Here is a 19,172-nt window from a genome sequence, read left to right as displayed (position 1 = left end):
TTACCACTTTTTCCACATTAGTTTTCCACATCTGTTTGTAATGTGGAAAACTAATGTATTGTGGATAAATACTACGGTTTTATATAATCCTCATCGCTAACGTTCATGTCATCTTTGATAAAGTCTTTAGTCTTAGCCAGTAACTTATCAAATAATCCACCTCCGCTGCGTTTCGCCTTATCTTTAACTGCTGCTGTCTTTTCTACATAAACACCAGGCTGTTTCAGCTCTTCTATTAACTCTTCAGCTTTCTGAATACCCTTGATCAGCAAACCAACACTCGTTGCGTACATCGGGCTTTTCAGATCGTCATAGATAGTCTTTGGCATATCCTCATATTTCGACAAATGTTCATTCGGATATCCTACACGACAATCTAAACCGGTTACATACTCTACCAATTGCGCCAGATGTTTTAATAACGCTCCGCCACCGGTAATTACTACACCGCCGATCAGTTTTTTCTCATAACCTGAAGATTTGATCTCATAATAAACATGCTCAATAATTTCTTCCATACGGGCCTGGATGACGTAAGCTAAGTTTTTCACAGATATTTCTTTCGGTTCTCTGCCACGCAAACCTGGTACGCAGATAATCTCATTTTCTTTATTTTCTTCAGCCAAAGCAGAACCGAAACGGGTCTTCAACAATTCTGCCTGGTTTCTCATCACTGAACAGCCTTCACGGATATCCTCTGTAACACTATTACCACCAAACGGAATAACAGCCGTATGACGGATGATACCTTCATGGAATATAGCAATATCAGTAGTACCACCACCGATATCAACTAAAGCGATACCAGCTTCTTTTTCTTCATCGCTTAATACAGATTCCGATGAAGCCAGGGGCTCCAATATCAGTTCCTGAGTTTGCAAACCAGCGTTGGTGACACATCTCATAATGTTTTTAACGGCAGTTACCTGACCAGAGATGATGTGGAAATTCGCTTCTAAACGAACACCCGCCATACCAATCGGATCTTTTACTCCAGGCTCATTATCGACAGTAAATTCCTGAGGTAAAACATGGATGATTTCTTCTCCCGGGGGCATAACCAGTTTGAACATATCATCAATTAATTTATCCAGATCTTTTTTACTGATCTCATTATTAAGCTCCCTCCTCGTCAGAATACCACGGTGCTGCAAACTTTTGATATGCTGACCAGCAATGCCAACATTCACCACGCGCACTTCCACGTTAGATTGTCCGCTCGCCAGTTCAACAGCTTGTGAAATACCCTGTACAGTTTTCTGTATGTTTGATACTACCCCACGTGTTACACCCGCGGATTCTGCCTTCCCGATGCCCAACACCTCAATTTTCCCATGCTGTGTTCTGCGACCAACTATCACACAGATTTTAGTAGTACCGATGTCTAATCCCACCACTATTGGAGACTGAACGGTAGTTTTTTCTTTGCCCATAACTATATCTATTTGTCGAATTATATACTATTTGTTTTTCTTGGTATCTTTTTTCTCATTTGCATGCGGAGGCCAGCTTTTTCTCGCTGTTACATTTGTCTTCACCGGCTCCGCACTTTTTACCGGCTCAACTTTTTTCACTGTTATCGTTTTTACCGGTTCCTTCTTTTTAACTGTTACAGTTGGCGCCTTTACAGGCTCTTTCTTTTCAGGCTGTTTAACTGCAGCAGCTTTTATAACCGGATCCTTTTTCTTTTCTGGTTGTATAGTTACAACCGTTTTCTTTACGGCTTTCTTTTCCGGCTCTTTTTTCTTCTCGGGCTGCTTAGTCACCACCGGCTTTTTCACCGCTTCCTTCTTTTTTTCCGGTTCCCTTCTCTTGACCGCTATTACTTCATCGCCCGCAACATCCGCTTCAGGATTATTACTGAGTTCTGCAGCAATCTGTGCATTGACCAGAGAATCGATCACTTTTTTGGCCTGTGCCTGGGTATGTTTCACAGAAACCGCCCTTACAGCAAATCCATTTAAGGAATCAACTTTGTTCTTTTCACAAACAATCTGATTGGTGTACTTGATATTTATCGTCTTATAGGTATCCCAGCCAACCTGTGGCATTGCTTTTTTATAAAAAATAAGGAGGTTCGCCATTTTAATCTCAAGTGAGTCAGCACTACCCAATATTATGCGTTGATCGCCCACTCTTGGTACTAATTCTATATCGTCTTTATCATTAACAAATATTTGCTCAATTTGTGCGTCCCATAACGTATCTTTTTTCAGGTATAATGCAGTCCTGTACAAATCTGCTGCCATTTTTGTAATCAGTGTATCTACGCGACCTCCAAAATGTTCCAGAATGTGTCCGTTTGCTACTAATACATCCGCTGTAAAGTTTGGAGAGATCGGCATTTTTAATCCGTCGCGATCAATATAATAGTCCTGCCCGCCAGCATTAATGACTCTTAACAGGGGTTGGCGCTGACTGATCTCAATATGAATTACACCATCCATATCCGCATAAACCGTTGACTGAGCGATATATGGATTGGACTGTATTTTTCTTTCAATCGCATGTAAATTAATGCTTTCGAGTTTACGGCCTATCAGTGTTCCCTGACTCTGTTTCAGTATAGCGTCAATCTCTTCTCTTTCAATAAAATTATCTGCTCCCGGAATCAGAATCTTAATATTGGTACAGGTAATCGTATTCTTTTTTACGCTCACAAAACTCATGAGGGTAATGATTCCGCCAAGGCTGATCAGCCAGGCAAAACACTTAAATACCAATTTCCAGTTTACCCTCCTAAGCATTTGATAAAATATCTTTCAACGGTTCAATTAATGTATCAATATCTCCGGCACCTACAGTTAACAATAACTCAGGTCCAGTATTTTTAACATGCTCCAGCACTTCCTCTTTTGTAAGGATACTGCAGTTCTCCAATGTCATCTGATCCGCCAGAAACTTTGCGTCGATACCTTCGATAGGTAACTCTCTCGCCGGGTAAATCTCCAGCAATAAGAGCTCGTCAACTGTACTGAGCACCTCCGCGAAGCCCTCTGCAAAATCCCGCGTACGTGTAAATAAATGCGGCTGAAAAACAACTGTTAATTTCTTATCAGGATACAACTGTCTCACCGCATCAAAACAAGCTCTTAACTCTTCGGGATGATGTGCATAATCATCTATATAAATATGATTTTCTGCCTTTACCACATATTCAAATCGTCTCTTCACACCTAAAAAACTGGCCACTGCAGCTTTAATTTTATCTGCATCAATTCCTAGCTTCAGCGCAACAGCAATAGCTACTGTAGCATTTTCCACATTATGTTTACCCGGAAGCATTAAACGGATATTATCAATCGCATGGACTTCATCTTTATAGTCAAAAACAAAGTTCGAATCTTCTACCCTAATATTTTGAGCCCTTACTACCGAATCCAGTCCGGCACTATAAGTAGTACCTTGCTGAATTGGTAAGCCTTTTTTAATAAACAGGGTACCACCTTCTTCCAACTGATCAGCAAACAACTGAAATGACTCATGTAATTGCGCCGCATCACCGTAAATATCCAGGTGATCAGCATCCATAGAAGTGATCACAGCAATATCAGGATGCAAAGTCAGGAACGAGCGGTCATATTCATCTGCCTCCACTACCACTACATCACTATCGCCAATTAAGAAATTGCTTTTATAATTTGTGGCTATTCCTCCTAAAAATGCTGTACATCCGTATCCTGTATCAGTCAAAAGGTGCGCAATAATAGAAGAAGTAGTCGTCTTCCCGTGTGTACCAGCCACCCCAATACAAAACTGGCCTTTACTGATAATCCCTAAAACCTGTGATCTTTTCTTCAGGTCAAAACCGCTATCCATAAAATAATTCAGGATAACAGAACTTTTAGGTATTGCCGGAGTATATATAATCAGCGTTTCCGCATCATTATTTAAAAATTCCGATGGAACAGCTGTCACTTCATCCTTGAAGGCAATAACAATCCCCTCTTTCTCCAGAGCAGCAGTCAATACAGTCTGCGTTTTATCGTAACCGGAAACCAGGCAACCGCGTTTCTTGAAATAACGTGCAATAGCACTCATTCCGATACCGCCGATACCCACAAAATAAACACGTTTGATCAATTCCAGTTCCATATTATCTTGCCTCCTTCCCCGCTAGTTTAAACACCTCTTTTGCAATCAGTTCATCAGCTTCAGGCAGTGCCATCTTACCAATATTGATTCCATATTCTTCGCAACGATCTTTATCATTTAGCAGGCTCAGTGCTTCTTTAACCAAAGTGTCTTCTGCCGAGCGGTCGTTAATCAATAAAGCAGCATTGTTTTTCACCAATGCCATTGCATTTTTCGTCTGATGGTCTTCCGCAACATTTGGCGAAGGCACCAGTATCACGGGCTTTTTAATCAGGCATAATTCTGCAATCGTACCCGCACCCGCTCTTGAAATAATTACATCAGCCGCTGCATAGGCCAGATCCATCTTATTCAGGAATTCCAGTACACGGATATTCGGATGAAAATTAAATCCGATCCGCTCCATAATACCGGCATAATAGTATTTACCCGTCTGCCAGATCAGCTGTACATCCTGATCAATAAAATCCTGCAGGTGTTTTTCAATACTCTTATTTAATGTTCCCGCACCCAGACTACCACCAGTTACCAGGATTGTCCGTTTCTGCGGATCCAGCTTCAATAGCTCTGCACCCTCGAAATGTTTGTTATAAATATCTACTACCTCTTTCCTTACCGGATTACCTGTTTTAAGGATTTTGTCCGCAGGAAAAAACTGATCCATATCATCAAAAGCAACACATACCTTTGAAGCTTTTTTGCCCAGGTTTTTATTGGTCACCCCCGCATAGGAATTCTGTTCCTGAATTAAATAAGGAACATTTTTCCAGGAAGCGGCAAACAGGATCGGTCCGGAGGCATAACCTCCTACCCCTACTACTACATCAGGCTTAAATTCAGAAATCAGTTTTAGTGCCTTTTGCATGCTGCCCAAAAACTTAAAAGGCAGTCCCAGGTTTTTCAGGATAGACCCTCTCTGGATACCACTGATATTCAATCCTACAATTTTATAACCTGCAGCAGGAACTTTTTCCATTTCCATTCTGCCGGTTGCACCAACAAAAAGTATTTCGCAGCCCGGCTCCATACGCCTCAGCGCATTAGCAATTGCTATGGCCGGAAAAATATGTCCGCCCGTGCCACCACCTGAAATAATTACCCTTGTTGGTCTCATCTTTATCATCTTATGCCATTGCTGGTATTTCACCAACAACTACCTTTTTATTGCCGTTTTCATCCAGCGATTTCTTAATATTTTCTTCTACGTCCCGGCTTACACTCAGAATAATACCAAATGCAATACTGGTAAATATCATCGATGTACCGCCCATGCTCACTAAAGGCAGCGGAACACCCGTAACAGGCCCTAATCCAACTGCTACTGCCATATTCGCAAAAGCCTGTATCGTTAAGCTAAAACTTAATCCTGCAGCGAGCAGTGCACCAAAGGCTTTGGGACTTTGCGTAACAATCCTCACACACCTGTACAGCAATACCAGATACAATACAATAATGATCAGCGCTCCCATCAACCCGTATTCTTCCACAATAATTGCGAAGATAAAATCGGAATATGGATGGGGCAGGAAATTTCGCTGTGTACTGTTACCCGGTCCTTTACCAAAAATGCCACCAGCTGCCAATGCAATTTTAGCCTGGTCCGCCTGGTATGTTTTATCAGAGTGCTGCAGTTCCGGATGTAAAAATGTATTGATCCTCGATTTATAGGTTTCCCTCCTTGGTCCTAATAAGACCACGAACATCAATAATACTACACCTCCTGCACAAACAATCGCAATCTGTTTGATACTGATCCTGCCGATAATTAACAGCAAAATACTTACACCGAATAACATCAGTGCCGTAGATAAATTTGCCAGTGCAATTAATATGAAAACAACACAAACTGACCCCATAATTGGGATGAATGCTGATTTCACGTCTTTAATATTCTCCTGTTTCTTGGTGAGCATCCTTGCCAGAAACGTAATCAATGCCAGTTTAGCCAAATCGGAAGTCTGGAAAGTCAGCCCTATAATAGGAATCTTCACCCAACGTGATGCATCGTTTAAACTGGTACCAAAAACAAGCGTATAAAACAACAGTGGAATTGTGATGATCATCAGGATTTTCGATATCCCTGCATAATATTTATAATCCAGCAGATGCGCAATATAGATCATACCTATCCCCATTACAACAAAGATCAGGTGCTTCGTCAGCAACAATTTCTCTACTGTTTTCCCTTGTTTATAAGCTAACGTTCCCGTAGCACTATAAACCGCAAGAATAGAAATAAGCGACAACAGGATAATGATCAGCCATATCCAGCGATCTCCCTTTGTCTTCTCTAAAAGCATCTGTACTGTGCTCATAATCTATAATTCTTTAACTGCCATCTTAAACTGGTTACCACGGTCTTCATAATTTTTAAAAAGATCAAAACTCGCACAGGCTGGTGATAACAATACTGTATCACCTTTTTTTGCCAAATGGTAAGATACCTGTACAGCCTCATTTGCAGAAAATGTGTTCACAATAATTTCCACATCATCTTCAAAAGCTTCGTGAATCCGCTTATTATCTTTTCCAAGACAAACAATAGCTTTAACCTTTTTCTTCACCAGGTCCTTCAGCATTTCGTAATCATTGCCTTTATCCACACCACCCATAATCAGGATTACATCAGCACTCACACTCTCCAAGGCGTACCAGGTCGAATTTACATTGGTCGCTTTCGAATCATTGATATAGTCAACACCGGAAATCTTCGCCACATGCTCCAGCCTATGCTCAATATTTTTAATATCGCCCATACTTTCACGAATGATCTGATTGCGGATATCTAATACCTTAGACACTATGCCAGAGGCCATAGAGTTGTAGATATTATGCTTGCCCTGTAAGGCTAACTCTGAAATTGACATGGTTAGTTGTTCTTTGTGGTTTATATTGATGTGTATGTTGCTTCCCTCCAGGTATGCGCCTTCCTCTACCTTCTTACGGATAGAAAACGGAAGCATTTTCGAATTCACCTTTGCACCTTTCAGCACCTTAATTGTTTCGGCATCATCTGCGCAATAGATAAAATGATCTTCTGGTCGCTGATTCTGTGTAATACGCATTTTTGAGGCCGCGTAATTAGCCATTTTATAATCGTACCTGTCTAAATGGTCAGGCGTAATGTTTAACAGTATGGCAATATCTGCCCTGAATTCGTGCATATCATCCAGCATAAAGCTTGATATCTCCAGTACATACCAGTCGAATGCCTCCGTAGCAACCTGCGCTGCAAAACTATGCCCGATATTACCTGCCAGACCTACGTTCAAACCTGCTTTTTTCAGGATATGATAGGTTAGCATTGTGGTAGTCGTTTTCCCATTTGAACCGGTAATACAGATCGTTTTTGCCTGGGTATAGCGTTTGGCAAACTCAATCTCTGAAATCACCGGCACACCTTTTTTCTTTAACTCTTTAATGACCGGAGCCGTATCAGGAATACCCGGACTTTTAATCACTTCATGAGCGTTCAGAATCAGCTCAGTACTATGCTGCTTTTCTTCAAAAACGACTTTCAGCGCTTCAAGATCTTGTTTGTACCGATCCGCAATAGCACCAAAATCTGATACAAAAACATCGAATCCTTGTTTTTGTGCCAGCATTGCTGCACCTACACCGCTCTCACCGGCTCCCAATATGACAATCCTTTGCTGCTCCATTACCTCAGTTTTAAAGTGACAATAGTGATAATAGCCAGTAGAATACTGATGATCCAGAAGCGCGTAACAATCTTCGCTTCATGATATCCTTTTTTCTGGTAATGGTGGTGTAATGGCGACATCAGGAATACCCTTCTGCCTTCTCCAAAACGTTTTTTGGTGTACTTAAAATAAGAAACCTGGATCATTACTGATAAAATCTCAATCAGGAAAACACCACATAAGATCGGGATCAACAATTCCTTCCGGATCATAATCGCCAATGCGGCAATAATCCCACCGATAGCTAAACTACCCGTATCCCCCATAAATACCTGCGCCGGATAGGAATTGTACCACAAAAAGCCGACACACGCACCTACAAAAGCACCGGCAAAGATCATCAGCTCGCCTGAATTAGGTATATAGAGAATATTTAAATAATCCGCTATAACCGTATTTCCCGAAACATAGGCCAGCAATCCAAGCGTAATTCCAATAATGGCAGAAGTACCCGTTGCGAGCCCATCTATCCCATCCGTAATATTTGCCCCGTTTGAAACTGCTGTAATAATCACTACTACAAAAAGTATAAATACAAACACTGCATATTTCTCATAACCAGGACCTAAAAACTTAAGCACCTTGGCATAGTCAAATTCATTGTTTTTGTAAAAGGGAATGTTGGTAATGGTTGTTTTTACATCCTGAGTATAATAATACTTCTCCCCCTTCTGTCTCAATACCATTGGCGCAGTATTCTTGCTCGTACCTGCCTCATCAACAGTCTGCCTTACCACTATATTCGGATTAAAATACATTGTCCAGCCAATAATCAAGGCCAGACCAACCTGACCAACAATTTTGAACTTGCCGGCCAATCCTTCTTTATTTTTTTTAAATACTTTAATATAGTCATCCACAAAACCAACAGCTCCCATCCAGATGGTCGTTACGATCATCAGCAACACATAAACATTCGTCAGGTTGGCCAGTAATAAAGTAGGCACAAGAATCCCTAACAGGATCATGATCCCTCCCATTGTTGGCGTACCCTGTTTTTGCATCTGTCCTTCAAGGCCCAGATTTCTTACCGTTTCCCCTACCTGCATTTTGTGCAGATAATTAATAATCCGTCTGCCGTAAACCGTGGTAATAATCAGTGAAATGATAATTGCCAGCGAAGTACGGAAAGTGATGTACTGAAACAATCTCAATCCCGGAAATTCGTAATGCGCGTTTAGATATTCAAATAAATAATATAACATCAGCTGATTAAGTTTAATTGTTCCGTCAACACTTCCTTATCATCAAAATGATATCTTACTCCATTAATCTCCTGGTATGTTTCATGTCCTTTACCTGCAAGCACAATAATATCTCCCGGTCTGGCTAAATGACAGGCCGTTTTAATCGCTTCCCTGCGGTCAAGAATGGTCAATGTTTTTCTTTTATTTGTCGGTGATACACCCGCTTCCATTTCCTCCACAATTGTCTGCGGATTCTCTGTTCTTGGATTATCGGAAGTCAGTATTACCTTATCGCTCCAGTCGCACGCCACCTGCGCCATCAGCGGGCGTTTCGTTTTATCCCTGTCGCCGCCACAACCAATAATGGTGATCACCTGCTCTGTACCTTTCCTGATATCATGAATGGTACTCAAGATATTCTGTACTGCATCAGGCGTGTGTGCATAGTCTACAATCCCAATGATCTGCTTAGCATTGCTTACATATTCAAAACGACCATCAGCCCCTGTGAGGTTACTCAAGATCGTCAGCACATTCAGCTTATCCTGGTCAAGCAGCATAGCCGTACCGTAAACAGCAAGCAGGTTATAGGCATTGAATGAACCTACCAGTTTAAAAAATACATCAACATGGTCAATGTCCAGATTTAAACCGCTAAACCTGTTTTCAATAATATTCGCCTTAAAATCAGCAAGCTGTTTCAGCGCATAAGTTTTTTTCGCCGCTTTGGTATTTTGCAGCATTACAGCACCATTTTTATCATCCGCATTTGTTAATGCAAAAGCTGATTTCGGCAAGATATCGAAGAAAGCCTTTTTGGCCTTAATATAATTGTCAAATGTCTTGTGGAAATCCAGGTGATCATGTGTAATATTAGAAAACACAGCTCCTGCAAAATCAAGCCCCTCAATCCTGTGCTGAACAACCGCATGAGAACTTACTTCCATAAAACAGTACTCACAACCTTCCTGCACCATAGTATTCAGCAGTGTATTCAGGCTGATGGGATCAGGTGTAGTATGAGTGGCTGCATAAACCTGATCATTGATCTGATTTTCCACCGTAGAAATCAGGCCAACGTTGTATTTTAAGGCCCTGAACAATTTAAACAGCAATGTTGCAATCGTCGTCTTCCCGTTTGTACCGGTAATCCCGATTAATTTTAATTTTGCAGAAGGGTTGCCATAAAAATTTGCAGCCATCCTGCCCAAAGCAACAGAGGAATCTGCTACCTCAATGTAGGTAACACCAGCTGCTTTTTCTTCCGGAATTTCTTCACAAATAATCACTGTAGCACCAGCTGCTATCGTCTGACTAATAAATTTATGTCCGTCAGCTACCGTACCTGTTATCGCAAAAAAGACAGCATCCTGTCCAACTTTGCGGGAGTCGAATGTAAGCGCACTGATTTCCCTGTTGGTAGAACCAACAAGGTTTGTGATTGCCACACCATATAAAACATCCTGCAACTGCATCTTATCGTAATTCTAATTGTACCAATAAACCTTTTCCTATTCTCGTACCAGAAGGGACAGATTGTGCTATCACCTTTCCGCTACCATTTATACGGGTTTTCAATCCCGCATTACCTAACAGGTATAAGGCATCTTTAAGTCCCATTCCCTGCACATTAGGCATCATACCTTTTACATCACTATATTCTTCGTAAACAATCCCATTACTCGTATCTATACTATTGAAATAATCAGATTTTGCGGCATAAAGCGTTTTAATTCCTAATGAATTATATACTTTTTTAACTGCTTTGCTTTGTCCCGCTTTTGATTCCGGACTTTTTGTATTGCCTGCCAGATGTTCTGTTACATTATTGTACATCTGTATATCACTTGCATAAATACGATCCGCTATTTCCTTAAATACAGGACCTGCAACCGTAGCCCCATAGTATCCGTTTTTTGGTCCGTTGATCACTACAATAATTGAATATTTAGGTTTATCTGCAGGAAAATATCCACAAAATGATGCCTGGTAACTCTTTTTAGCTCTATACCCTCTATTTCCATCTGCAACCTGTGCTGTACCTGTTTTTCCTGCTACCCTATAAAACGGAGAACCCATCAGCTTACCGCTACCTTCAGTAACTACGCCTTCCAGCATCTCCTGCATTCTCTTTAACGTTCTGTCCGAACAAATTTTTTCATTTACCACTCTCGCTTTAAACTGCTGAATAGGATTACCCAGCCTGCGTATTTCTTTTACAAAAATCGGCGCCAGATATTTCCCGTTATTTGCCACTGCATTATAAAAAGACAGCATTTTTAGTGGCGTAAGCTGCATCTCATAACCATAAGCCATCTGCGGTAAAGTCAGATTTTTATTCCAGCTTTTGTTCTTCGGATTTTTAACTACAGGTTGTGCCTCACCATAAATCTGCAGGTCCATTTTTTCATTCAGATGCCAATCGTATAAGTGTTCTGTAAACTTCGACTGGTTATTTCTATAATGCGTATTGACCAATTGCGCTACAGCAGCATTCGAAGATACTTCAAATGCCCTCTTAACCGAAACGACACCCACACTCCCGTGAGAATCTGTAATCAATTTTCCAGGAACCTTATAAGTACCTGTTGCTACCCGCGTATTCGTATCAATCACTTCATCCTCAATCATAGCCATATAAGAGGCCAGTTTAAATGTTGATCCGGGATCCTGATTACCCGCAATAGCATAATTGAAAACTTCTTTATATTCTCCGGGCGCCACCTGTGTATAATTGGCAATTGCCCTTACCTCACCGGTAGCCACTTCCATCAACACTACCGTACCATGATCCGCATCACTTACAATCAGCTGTTTTTCCAGAGCACTCTGCGCCAGGTCCTGCATATTGATGTCAATAGTGGAAATAACATCTGCACCCTCTTTCGGTGCAATCTCTGCCTCATCATTTACAGGCATCCATACACCACCAGCAATACGCTGCACCAGTCGCTTGCCGCTTTCACCATTAATATAATTTCCGTAAGCCCCTTCCAGGCCAACAACATTCTTTACATTTTCATTGGCATAACCAATAGTCCTCGCAGCAAGATCTTTAAAAGGTAAAATCCTTTTATTTTGCTGTATTGCCATCAATCCACCGCTATACTTTCCGATATTGTATAAAGGGAAAGTCCGGATAGTTTTCAGATCCTGGTAATTCACTTTTCTTTTGATCAGCAGATACCTCACACTGTCACGTCTTGCTGTACGCAGCATACGCGAATATTCTTTTGGTGTTTTATCTGCAAAAAATTGCGAAAGCTTCATTGCCAGCGAATCTACCTTACTGTTAAAAATAGTATTATCACTAATTCCTCCGGCATATAAATCCATTCTCAATTCATACTCCGGTACCGAGGTAGCCAGCAAGCTCCCGTCATTAGAATAAATATTACCACGCGCAGCCTCCACGTTGATATACTTTGTAGAGAGACTATCGGCCATGGCACGCCATTTATGTCCCTCTACAAACTGTACATCGCATAACCTGACCAATACTGCCACGGCAAGCAGTACAATCAGTCCGAAGGACAAGTAAACACGTAATAATATGTTAGCTCTAATGTTCATCACTACTTATGATAATTTTTCTTGGGGGCTCTGTCAGCTCCTTTATACCTAACGTGTCAACCTTTTTAGCAACTTCCGTCAGCTTGCTTTTAAACATTAAATCAGCCTTAAGTGATTTATATTCCCAGCTCAGCTCTTTAACTTCTTTATTTAACTTATCTATATCTCTTATATTCTTAACCGCCATATGGCTGTTCGCGATATACAACATCGTGAGCAGCGACAGGAAAACCAGGAAGGGCAGCATTTCTGTTGCAGCTTCCTTAGAAACCACTCCATCCACAAAAAGCTTTTTAAAGAAAAGATTGGCATTCTCTGTCTCCCTTTCTTTTTTAGGCTTCTTCAGCTTAATTACCGGTTCATCCAGTAATTCTTCTTCCTCTTCTTCTATATCTTCCCTGAACTGGTTATTCATATCCTTTCTCCAATTCTCAATTTGGCACTCCTGGCCCTGCTGTTTCTTTCCAACTCTTCTACATCCGCGATTACCGCTTTCCGCGTAATTGCTTTATAAGGCTTCTCTTCATTGCCAAAAAAATCCTTATCCGCTTCTCCTCTGATCTTACCCTTTCCAATGAAGTTTTTTACCGGTCTGTCTTCCAGCGAATGATAAGACATTACCACCAAACGACCACCAATATGCAAAACATCGGCAGTCTGCAGTAAAAAATTCTCCAGCACATCAATCTCCGCATTCACTTCAATGCGAAGCGCTTGAAAAACCTGCGCCATATATTTATTCTCTTTTCCTTTCGGAATATGAGCTGCAATTGCATCTTTGAACTCAGCCAGCGTGGTAATCGGCTGGTTCATTCTTGCTGTTGCCACCGCACGGGCCAATGACTTAGCATTTTTTACTTCGCCATAAATACCGAATATCCTGTGCAGTTTTTCTTCTGTATAGGTATTCAATACGTCGGCCGCCGTAAGCTTGCCTTGTTTATCCATCCGCATATCCAGGGTCGACTCGAACCTGGTAGAGAAACCTCTCTCCGGTTCATTGAACTGGTGTGAAGAAACGCCTAAATCAGCCAGAATTCCGTCTACCTGTTTGTATCCCAATAAGCGAAGATTGTTTTTCAGAAAAGCAAAATTCTGGTCAACAAACAAAAACCTTGGGTCGTCAATCTTATTTCTCTGCGCATCCGGATCCTGATCAAAAGCGATCAGTATACCGTCTTTACCTAAATGTTTTAATATTTCCCTGGAATGACCACCGCCACCAAAAGTCACATCAACATACACCCCATCAGGTTTGATATTCAAACCCTCAATGCATTCCTTCAGCAGCACTGGTATATGATAATTATTTTCCATCTTCCCCCCTGTTTTTATTTCCCATCACTTCCTCAGCCAGATTTGCAAAATCTTCCGGCTCACTGTCCAGTAAATTATCGTAAGCCTGTTTATCCCAAAGCTCAATCTTATCAAACTGACAAGCCAGGATCACTTCACCACTAATCCCCGCAAATTCCAACAATGACTTCGGCAGATTTACTCTTCCTGAAGCATCCATCGTCAATTCCATCGCACCACGAGTAAAAAATCTAATAAATTCACGATTTTTTTTCTCATATTGGTTGAGCTTACTCAACTCTTCAACTATACCTTCCCACACTTTTTTAGGGTAAATCACCAGATGTTTTTCAAAGCCCCTGTTAATCACAAGTCCCTCTTGCTCAACGTTTGGCAATTGTTTTTTCAGACCGGAAGGAACCATCAAGCGGCCTTTCGCATCCAATTTACAATCAAATTCCCCTAACAATTGAACCATTATAGTATCTGCACATTTTATGTAGTGTAAAAATAGATACTTCTACCACTTTTTACCACAATCTACCACAAAAAAGTTATCCACATATAAAAAGAGGGAAAAGACTTCCCCAAAAACAGAAAAAGAGTCGCCTGTGGGCGACTCTTTTGAAGGAACAAAATTACATTATTCCTGTGTATATTATCTAAAAAGCGGGTTTTCCCTCTAGCTGTTAATTGCCTTAACTCCAGGAAGTTCCTTGCCTTCCATATATTCCAACAATGCACCACCACCTGTAGAAACGTAACTCACTTCATCTTCCAGGCCAAATTTTGCAATTGCAGCAGCAGAATCACCTCCGCCAATCAGCGAGAAAGCACCATTTTCTTTAGTCGCAGCAACAACAGCTTCAGCTATTGCACGCGTACCTTGCTCAAAATTAGCCATTTCGAAAACGCCCATCGGTCCGTTCCACAATAATGTTTTTGAGTTTTTAATTACCGCAGTGAAAGCTTCAATCGTTTTTGGACCGATATCCAATCCCATCCAGTCGGCCGGAATAGTACCCGTATCTACGCTTTTCTTTTCGGCGTTATTATCAAATTTATCAGCAATTACTGTATCCAGTGGTAAAAGCAGATTTACACCTTTTGCTTTTGCCTTTTCCATCAGTTCCAGACACAATTCCATTCTGTCTGCTTCCAGCAAAGAGGTACCTATTTCACCACCCTGCGCTTTAGCAAAAGTATAAGCCATACCACCACCAATAATCAGGTTATCCACTTTATCAAGCAGACTTTCGATCAATAAGATTTTATCAGATACTTTAGCTCCACCCATAATTGCCGTAAAAGGCTTATCTGCATTATTGTTTATTTTCTCTGCATTTTTTAATTCCTCAGCCATCAAATAACCAAAATATTTCTCTGTAGGGAAAAATTCTGCAATGATCGAAGTAGAAGCATGTGCACGGTGAGCAGTACCGAAAGCATCATTTACATATACATCACCCAGTTTAGCCAATTTGCCGGCGAAATCTTTATCACCTTTTTCTTCCTCTTTATAGAAACGAAGATTCTCCAGCAATAAAACTTCTCCCGGTACCAGGTTTTTAGCTTTATCCTCAGCTTCAGCACCAATACAATCATCAGCAAACTTTACTTCAAGGTCTAACATTCTTGATAAATCACCTAAAATATGTTTCAAAGAGAATGCATTTTCAGGTCCGCCTTTAGGGCGACCAAGGTGGGACATCAAAATTACAGATCCTCCATCATTCAAAACTTTAGTGATCGTTGGTAATGCTGCACGCATTCTTTTATCATCTGTGATATTGAAATCTTTGTCCAGCGGAACATTAAAATCTACTCTTATTAAAGCCTTTTTATCCTTAAAATTGCATTGGTCTATTGTATTCATCTCTATATTTTTTATTGTTTATCTATTAATTATCAAACCGTATCTTCATTTTTGCTCAGCGAATATAACATATTAAAATGCGGACCTATACCAGGAATTTCAAATTCTTCAGAGATCAGCTTAAAACCTAGTTTTTCATAAAAGCCTGCAGCAGTGCTACGCGCATTACACCACATATAAACAACATGGCTCTCTTTAAGTTCTGCAAGTGCAAAATTTATCAGTTCCGCACCATAACCTTTACCTGCAAATTCCGGGTCTGTAGCCATTCCTCTTAGTCTCATCCCGCCCTCACCCCGCTCCGGATAGTCCTCCGGAAAAAAGGTTGCTATACAGACCAGCCTGTCATTTACAAAACAGCCAAGATGGTAAATTCCAGCTATACCGTCTGTGGGTAATATACATTTAGTAAAAGGCGCACCTTTTCTAAGCACTTTACTACGAAGCGGAAATGTTTGCTCCTGACTTATCCTTTTGATCATTTTTCTTCCTTAATCCTGATTTTAGCCACGTCGCTCTATCTGTGCTGCGCTGCGATCCTCAATACCAGATCTACCAGTCGTGCGGAGTAACCAGATTCATTATCATACCAGCCTACCACCTTCACCAGATCACCAACAATGGAAGTCAGCAATGCATCAAAAATGCAAGAATGCGGGTTATCAAGAATATCAACAGACACAATAGGGTCTTCGGTATATTCCAGTACCGCCTTCATCTCATTTTCTGAGGCAGATTTAAATGCCGCATTGATCTCTTCGATAGTAGTCGGATGCTTCAGTATACAGGTGAAATCAGTTAATGAACCGTTTAAGACCGGCACCCTGATTCCGGCACCACCCAATTTACCTTCCAGATGAGGAAAGATATTGGTAATCGCCTTCGCTGCCCCGGTACTTGTCGGGATAATAGAAGCCGATGCTGCCCTAGCCCTCCTCAGATCTTTATGCGGTGCATCGTGCAAACTCTGATCACCTGTCATGGAGTGAATAGTGGTAATATAGCCATCCAGAATTCCCCATTTATCATCAAGGATCTTCACCATTGGTGCCACATTATTCGTCGTGCAGGAAGCATTGGAAAGCACAGATGCGCTAAGATCAATCTCAGCATCATTCACCCCTAAAATAAACATTGGAATATCCTTATCAGCCGGTGCAGAAATCAGCACCTGTTGGGCACCAGCAGTAAGATGCTGTTCAGCACCTGCCCTGGTGGTAAATTTACCAGTCGATTCCAGCACAAGGTCTATGGCCAATAAACTCCATGGTAATAACGCGGGCTTAGATTCACAGTAAACTAAAATCTCCTTACCGTTAATAATCAGCGAATTATCGGTATAAGTCACCTCACCTTTAAAACCACGGTGTACCGTATCGTACTTAAAAAGATGTGCTAGTGTTGCCGGATCAGCAAGATCATTGATGGCGACAACATTGATGTTTTTTTCGAGGGCAGTGCGCAAAAATATGCGTCCTATCCTACCAAAACCATTAATTGCTAATTTCATTTCAAACAAATTCAGGAAGCAAAACTACCTATATTCTTTGGTGAATTATACGAAATTTATATGTTTTACATTCGCTCAATACAAATATTGAAAGATTAAAACAGCTGTATCAGCTAAACAAAGCGCTGTACGTCTTTCATCATATCATGCAAAATTTCATCTGGAAAATTTCAGAGATAAAATTTTCAAAACATAGCTATCGGTAAGTTTTATCTGTTCTTCATAAAAGATCAACTTATTTCAGTAACAGCAATACTACCCTATCGAAATCCTGCGCAAAAAAAAACCTGCTCTTACAAGCAGGATTTTAAGATTTGGCATCGACTTACTCTCCCACGTGTTACCGCAGTACCATCAGCTCTGGTGGGCTTAACTTCTCTGTTCGGAATGGGAAGAGGTGGACACCACCGATATAGACACCTAAATATTTTGATATTAAATACAAAAAGTACTTAATGTTTATTTGTCTTTATTGATGGTTCAAAGGTAACTAAAAATACGGCATTAACAAGTATATATGAATTTAATATGATCAAATACCTTAGCCACTAAATAATCGTATATTTATATAAAGGAATACCTAACCAGATATTATTTTTATTACAAGATTTTTATAGCTCCATGCCATGAAAAACTCCATTCCTGTGGTTTCAATTTTGAAATTCAGTTTATTCCTGATGCTTACTGTAACGATAACAATTACAAAGGCTCAGGTCTTTAAACTGGATGGTAAAAGGAAGAAATACAGCATGGACTTTAAGACTGCCCAAAACCTGATCATTATACCCATTTATATCAATGGAAAAGGTCCGTTCAACTTTCTGCTGGATACTGGTGCCAGTCAAATGATCATTACAGATACTTCTTTTCTAAAAGGATATGAAATTAAAAACTATCAGAGAGTAAAAGTAAGAGGTTATGGCCTGGGAGAAAATGTAGATGCAATCCTGACGAATGACATGGCAGTAAGAGTAGGAAAATCACAAATGCACAATGTACCTACGGCAATTTTTACAGAAGACATCTTCAATCTTTCCAGCTATCTTGGCGTTCGTATTTATGGTATTCTGGGTTATTATTTCTTTAATAGCTTCAAAGTCAGAATTAACTATAACAGAAACAGGCTTACACTCTATACCCCAGACTACCCAGTAAAAATAAAAGGAGACAGAATCCCCATACTATTGAGGAATTCCAAGCCATATATGACCAGTGAAATTCAAATGCCGGATTCAACCACAATTAAACTGGAATTGTTAATAGATAATGGTTCCAGTAATCCACTCTCCTTAGAATCTATAAACCAAAAACCTTTTCCACTTCCTGTTACAACGATACCAGCTAATTTAGGTGTTGGCATTAATGGTATAATTAGTGGACACATAGGAAGAATCCCGGTATTTAAAATAGGCAACTACACCTTTCATAACGTACTCTCCGGATTTCCGGAATTTAATACAGAGGTATTAAGAATAGAGGGCAGCGAACGGAATGGCAGTATAGGAGCGGATGTTCTCCGCCACTTTACTGTAACATTCGATTATCAAAATAACAGTATGTATCTGGAGAAACAGACCAAAGGAGAACCTCAGTTTGATCACGATATGTCGGGTATGGAAATCTATGTAAATGGCGCGGACAGGAGAAATAGATTTTATATCGGAAGGATAGAAACAGGATCACCAGCAGAAGCTGCAGGATTATTGCCAGAGGATGAGATTGTGAGCATAGATTTCAGAAGTATGGCATTCTTTGAACTGAGTGACGTTACGGAGATGCTTAAAAATAGAAATGGCAGGCAAATTCTTATAGAAGTGGTCAGAGATAAAAAAAATCATATCGTTATCTTAGAATTGAAGCGAAGAATATAAGGCTGCCTTATGCGATGAACAGGATTTGCCCTATTTCCTGTAAGATGCATTCCCAATATG

16 protein-coding genes and 1 rRNA gene are annotated in these 19,172 nt (G+C 40.6%); 1 reads left to right on the top strand and 16 read right to left on the bottom strand.

What is annotated here, in order from left to right; all coding sequences use genetic code 11:
• Window positions 1-71 precede the first annotated feature (71 nt).
• The 16 genes from ftsA to rrf form a co-directional block, all read right to left on the bottom strand.
• Window positions 72-1,433 carry a cell division protein FtsA gene (gene ftsA, locus OQX62_RS11265; protein WP_265831636.1) on the bottom strand — a complete coding sequence of 454 codons (1,362 nt, stop codon included), beginning with the start codon at window positions 1,431-1,433 and terminating at the stop codon, window positions 72-74.
• A 27-nt stretch (window positions 1,434-1,460) separates the two neighbouring features.
• Entirely contained in the window at window positions 1,461-2,747 is a 1,287-nt protein-coding gene (locus OQX62_RS11260; protein WP_265831635.1) for a cell division protein FtsQ/DivIB, read from the bottom strand.
• Window positions 2,740-4,095 (bottom strand): UDP-N-acetylmuramate--L-alanine ligase, encoded by a 1,356-nt coding sequence (gene murC / locus OQX62_RS11255; RefSeq protein WP_265831634.1) that lies wholly within the window; start codon window positions 4,093-4,095, stop codon window positions 2,740-2,742. Before murC ends, OQX62_RS11260 begins: the two co-directional genes overlap by 8 nt.
• Before the next feature lies 1 nt (window position 4,096).
• Window positions 4,097-5,209 (bottom strand): undecaprenyldiphospho-muramoylpentapeptide beta-N-acetylglucosaminyltransferase, encoded by a 1,113-nt coding sequence (gene murG, locus OQX62_RS11250; RefSeq protein WP_265831633.1) that lies wholly within the window; start codon window positions 5,207-5,209, stop codon window positions 4,097-4,099.
• 10 nt (window positions 5,210-5,219) lie between these two features.
• Window positions 5,220-6,410, bottom strand: coding sequence for an FtsW/RodA/SpoVE family cell cycle protein (locus OQX62_RS11245; RefSeq protein WP_265831632.1), 1,191 nt, complete (start codon window positions 6,408-6,410; stop codon window positions 5,220-5,222).
• Window positions 6,411-6,413: 3 nt separating this feature from the next.
• Complete coding sequence (murD, locus tag OQX62_RS11240; RefSeq protein ID WP_265831631.1) at window positions 6,414-7,757, bottom strand: UDP-N-acetylmuramoyl-L-alanine--D-glutamate ligase; 1,344 nt, start codon at window positions 7,755-7,757, stop codon at window positions 6,414-6,416.
• Window positions 7,757-9,004, bottom strand: a complete 1,248-nt coding sequence (gene mraY / locus OQX62_RS11235; RefSeq protein ID WP_265831630.1) for a phospho-N-acetylmuramoyl-pentapeptide-transferase — start codon at window positions 9,002-9,004, stop codon at window positions 7,757-7,759. The genes murD and mraY overlap by 1 nt, the downstream gene beginning before the upstream one ends.
• Window positions 9,004-10,461, bottom strand: coding sequence for a UDP-N-acetylmuramoyl-L-alanyl-D-glutamate--2,6-diaminopimelate ligase (locus tag OQX62_RS11230; protein WP_265831629.1), 1,458 nt, complete (start codon window positions 10,459-10,461; stop codon window positions 9,004-9,006). Before OQX62_RS11230 ends, mraY begins: the two co-directional genes overlap by 1 nt.
• Before the next feature lies 1 nt (window position 10,462).
• Complete coding sequence (locus OQX62_RS11225; RefSeq protein WP_265831628.1) at window positions 10,463-12,559, bottom strand: penicillin-binding protein; 2,097 nt, start codon at window positions 12,557-12,559, stop codon at window positions 10,463-10,465.
• Entirely contained in the window at window positions 12,549-12,974 is a 426-nt protein-coding gene (locus tag OQX62_RS11220) for an FtsL-like putative cell division protein (protein WP_265831627.1), read from the bottom strand. The genes OQX62_RS11225 and OQX62_RS11220 overlap by 11 nt, the downstream gene beginning before the upstream one ends.
• Complete coding sequence (gene rsmH, locus OQX62_RS11215; protein ID WP_265831626.1) at window positions 12,971-13,876, bottom strand: 16S rRNA (cytosine(1402)-N(4))-methyltransferase RsmH; 906 nt, start codon at window positions 13,874-13,876, stop codon at window positions 12,971-12,973. The genes OQX62_RS11220 and rsmH overlap by 4 nt, the downstream gene beginning before the upstream one ends.
• Window positions 13,866-14,333, bottom strand: coding sequence for a division/cell wall cluster transcriptional repressor MraZ (gene mraZ / locus OQX62_RS11210; protein WP_265831625.1), 468 nt, complete (start codon window positions 14,331-14,333; stop codon window positions 13,866-13,868). Before mraZ ends, rsmH begins: the two co-directional genes overlap by 11 nt.
• Window positions 14,334-14,537: 204 nt before the next feature.
• On the bottom strand, window positions 14,538-15,731 hold the full coding sequence (locus tag OQX62_RS11205; protein WP_265831624.1) for a phosphoglycerate kinase: 1,194 nt from the start codon (window positions 15,729-15,731) through the stop codon (window positions 14,538-14,540).
• A 32-nt stretch (window positions 15,732-15,763) separates the two neighbouring features.
• Window positions 15,764-16,213 carry a GNAT family N-acetyltransferase gene (locus OQX62_RS11200; protein ID WP_265831623.1) on the bottom strand — a complete coding sequence of 150 codons (450 nt, stop codon included), beginning with the start codon at window positions 16,211-16,213 and terminating at the stop codon, window positions 15,764-15,766.
• A gap of 35 nt (window positions 16,214-16,248) precedes the next feature.
• Window positions 16,249-17,241: a type I glyceraldehyde-3-phosphate dehydrogenase gene (gap, locus tag OQX62_RS11195; protein ID WP_265831622.1), complete on the bottom strand. Its 993-nt coding sequence runs from the start codon at window positions 17,239-17,241 to the stop codon at window positions 16,249-16,251.
• A gap of 312 nt (window positions 17,242-17,553) precedes the next feature.
• A 5S ribosomal RNA gene (gene rrf / locus OQX62_RS11190) occupies window positions 17,554-17,665 on the bottom strand.
• A 202-nt stretch (window positions 17,666-17,867) separates the two neighbouring features.
• On the opposite strand from rrf, the gene OQX62_RS11185 reads away from it, so the two are divergent.
• On the top strand, window positions 17,868-19,112 hold the full coding sequence (locus OQX62_RS11185) for an aspartyl protease family protein (protein WP_265831621.1): 1,245 nt from the start codon (window positions 17,868-17,870) through the stop codon (window positions 19,110-19,112).
• Window positions 19,113-19,172: the final 60 nt, after the last annotated feature.

Origin of the sequence: Pedobacter sp. MR2016-24 (genome assembly GCF_026239655.1) — a bacterium.
In the GTDB taxonomy this organism is placed as follows: domain Bacteria; phylum Bacteroidota; class Bacteroidia; order Sphingobacteriales; family Sphingobacteriaceae; genus Pedobacter.
This window is presented reverse-complemented; position numbering and strand designations above follow the sequence as displayed.

What these genes read in the sequence shown, in the direction of transcription:
- ftsA (WP_265831636.1), bottom strand. Translation starts at nt 1,433, where the DNA reads ATGGGCAAAGAAAAAACTACCGTTCAGTCTCCAATAGTGGTGGGATTA.
- OQX62_RS11260 (WP_265831635.1), bottom strand. Translation starts at nt 2,747, where the DNA reads ATGCTTAGGAGGGTAAACTGGAAATTGGTATTTAAGTGTTTTGCCTGG.
- murC (WP_265831634.1), bottom strand. Translation starts at nt 4,095, where the DNA reads ATGGAACTGGAATTGATCAAACGTGTTTATTTTGTGGGTATCGGCGGT.
- murG (WP_265831633.1), bottom strand. Translation starts at nt 5,209, where the DNA reads ATGAGACCAACAAGGGTAATTATTTCAGGTGGTGGCACGGGCGGACAT.
- OQX62_RS11245 (WP_265831632.1), bottom strand. Translation starts at nt 6,410, where the DNA reads ATGAGCACAGTACAGATGCTTTTAGAGAAGACAAAGGGAGATCGCTGG.
- murD (WP_265831631.1), bottom strand. Translation starts at nt 7,757, where the DNA reads ATGGAGCAGCAAAGGATTGTCATATTGGGAGCCGGTGAGAGCGGTGTA.
- mraY (WP_265831630.1), bottom strand. Translation starts at nt 9,004, where the DNA reads ATGTTATATTATTTATTTGAATATCTAAACGCGCATTACGAATTTCCG.
- OQX62_RS11230 (WP_265831629.1), bottom strand. Translation starts at nt 10,461, where the DNA reads ATGCAGTTGCAGGATGTTTTATATGGTGTGGCAATCACAAACCTTGTT.
- OQX62_RS11225 (WP_265831628.1), bottom strand. Translation starts at nt 12,559, where the DNA reads ATGAACATTAGAGCTAACATATTATTACGTGTTTACTTGTCCTTCGGA.
- OQX62_RS11220 (WP_265831627.1), bottom strand. Translation starts at nt 12,974, where the DNA reads ATGAATAACCAGTTCAGGGAAGATATAGAAGAAGAGGAAGAAGAATTA.
- rsmH (WP_265831626.1), bottom strand. Translation starts at nt 13,876, where the DNA reads ATGGAAAATAATTATCATATACCAGTGCTGCTGAAGGAATGCATTGAG.
- mraZ (WP_265831625.1), bottom strand. Translation starts at nt 14,333, where the DNA reads ATGGTTCAATTGTTAGGGGAATTTGATTGTAAATTGGATGCGAAAGGC.
- OQX62_RS11205 (WP_265831624.1), bottom strand. Translation starts at nt 15,731, where the DNA reads ATGAATACAATAGACCAATGCAATTTTAAGGATAAAAAGGCTTTAATA.
- OQX62_RS11200 (WP_265831623.1), bottom strand. Translation starts at nt 16,213, where the DNA reads ATGATCAAAAGGATAAGTCAGGAGCAAACATTTCCGCTTCGTAGTAAA.
- gap (WP_265831622.1), bottom strand. Translation starts at nt 17,241, where the DNA reads ATGAAATTAGCAATTAATGGTTTTGGTAGGATAGGACGCATATTTTTG.
- OQX62_RS11185 (WP_265831621.1), top strand. Translation starts at nt 17,868, where the DNA reads ATGAAAAACTCCATTCCTGTGGTTTCAATTTTGAAATTCAGTTTATTC.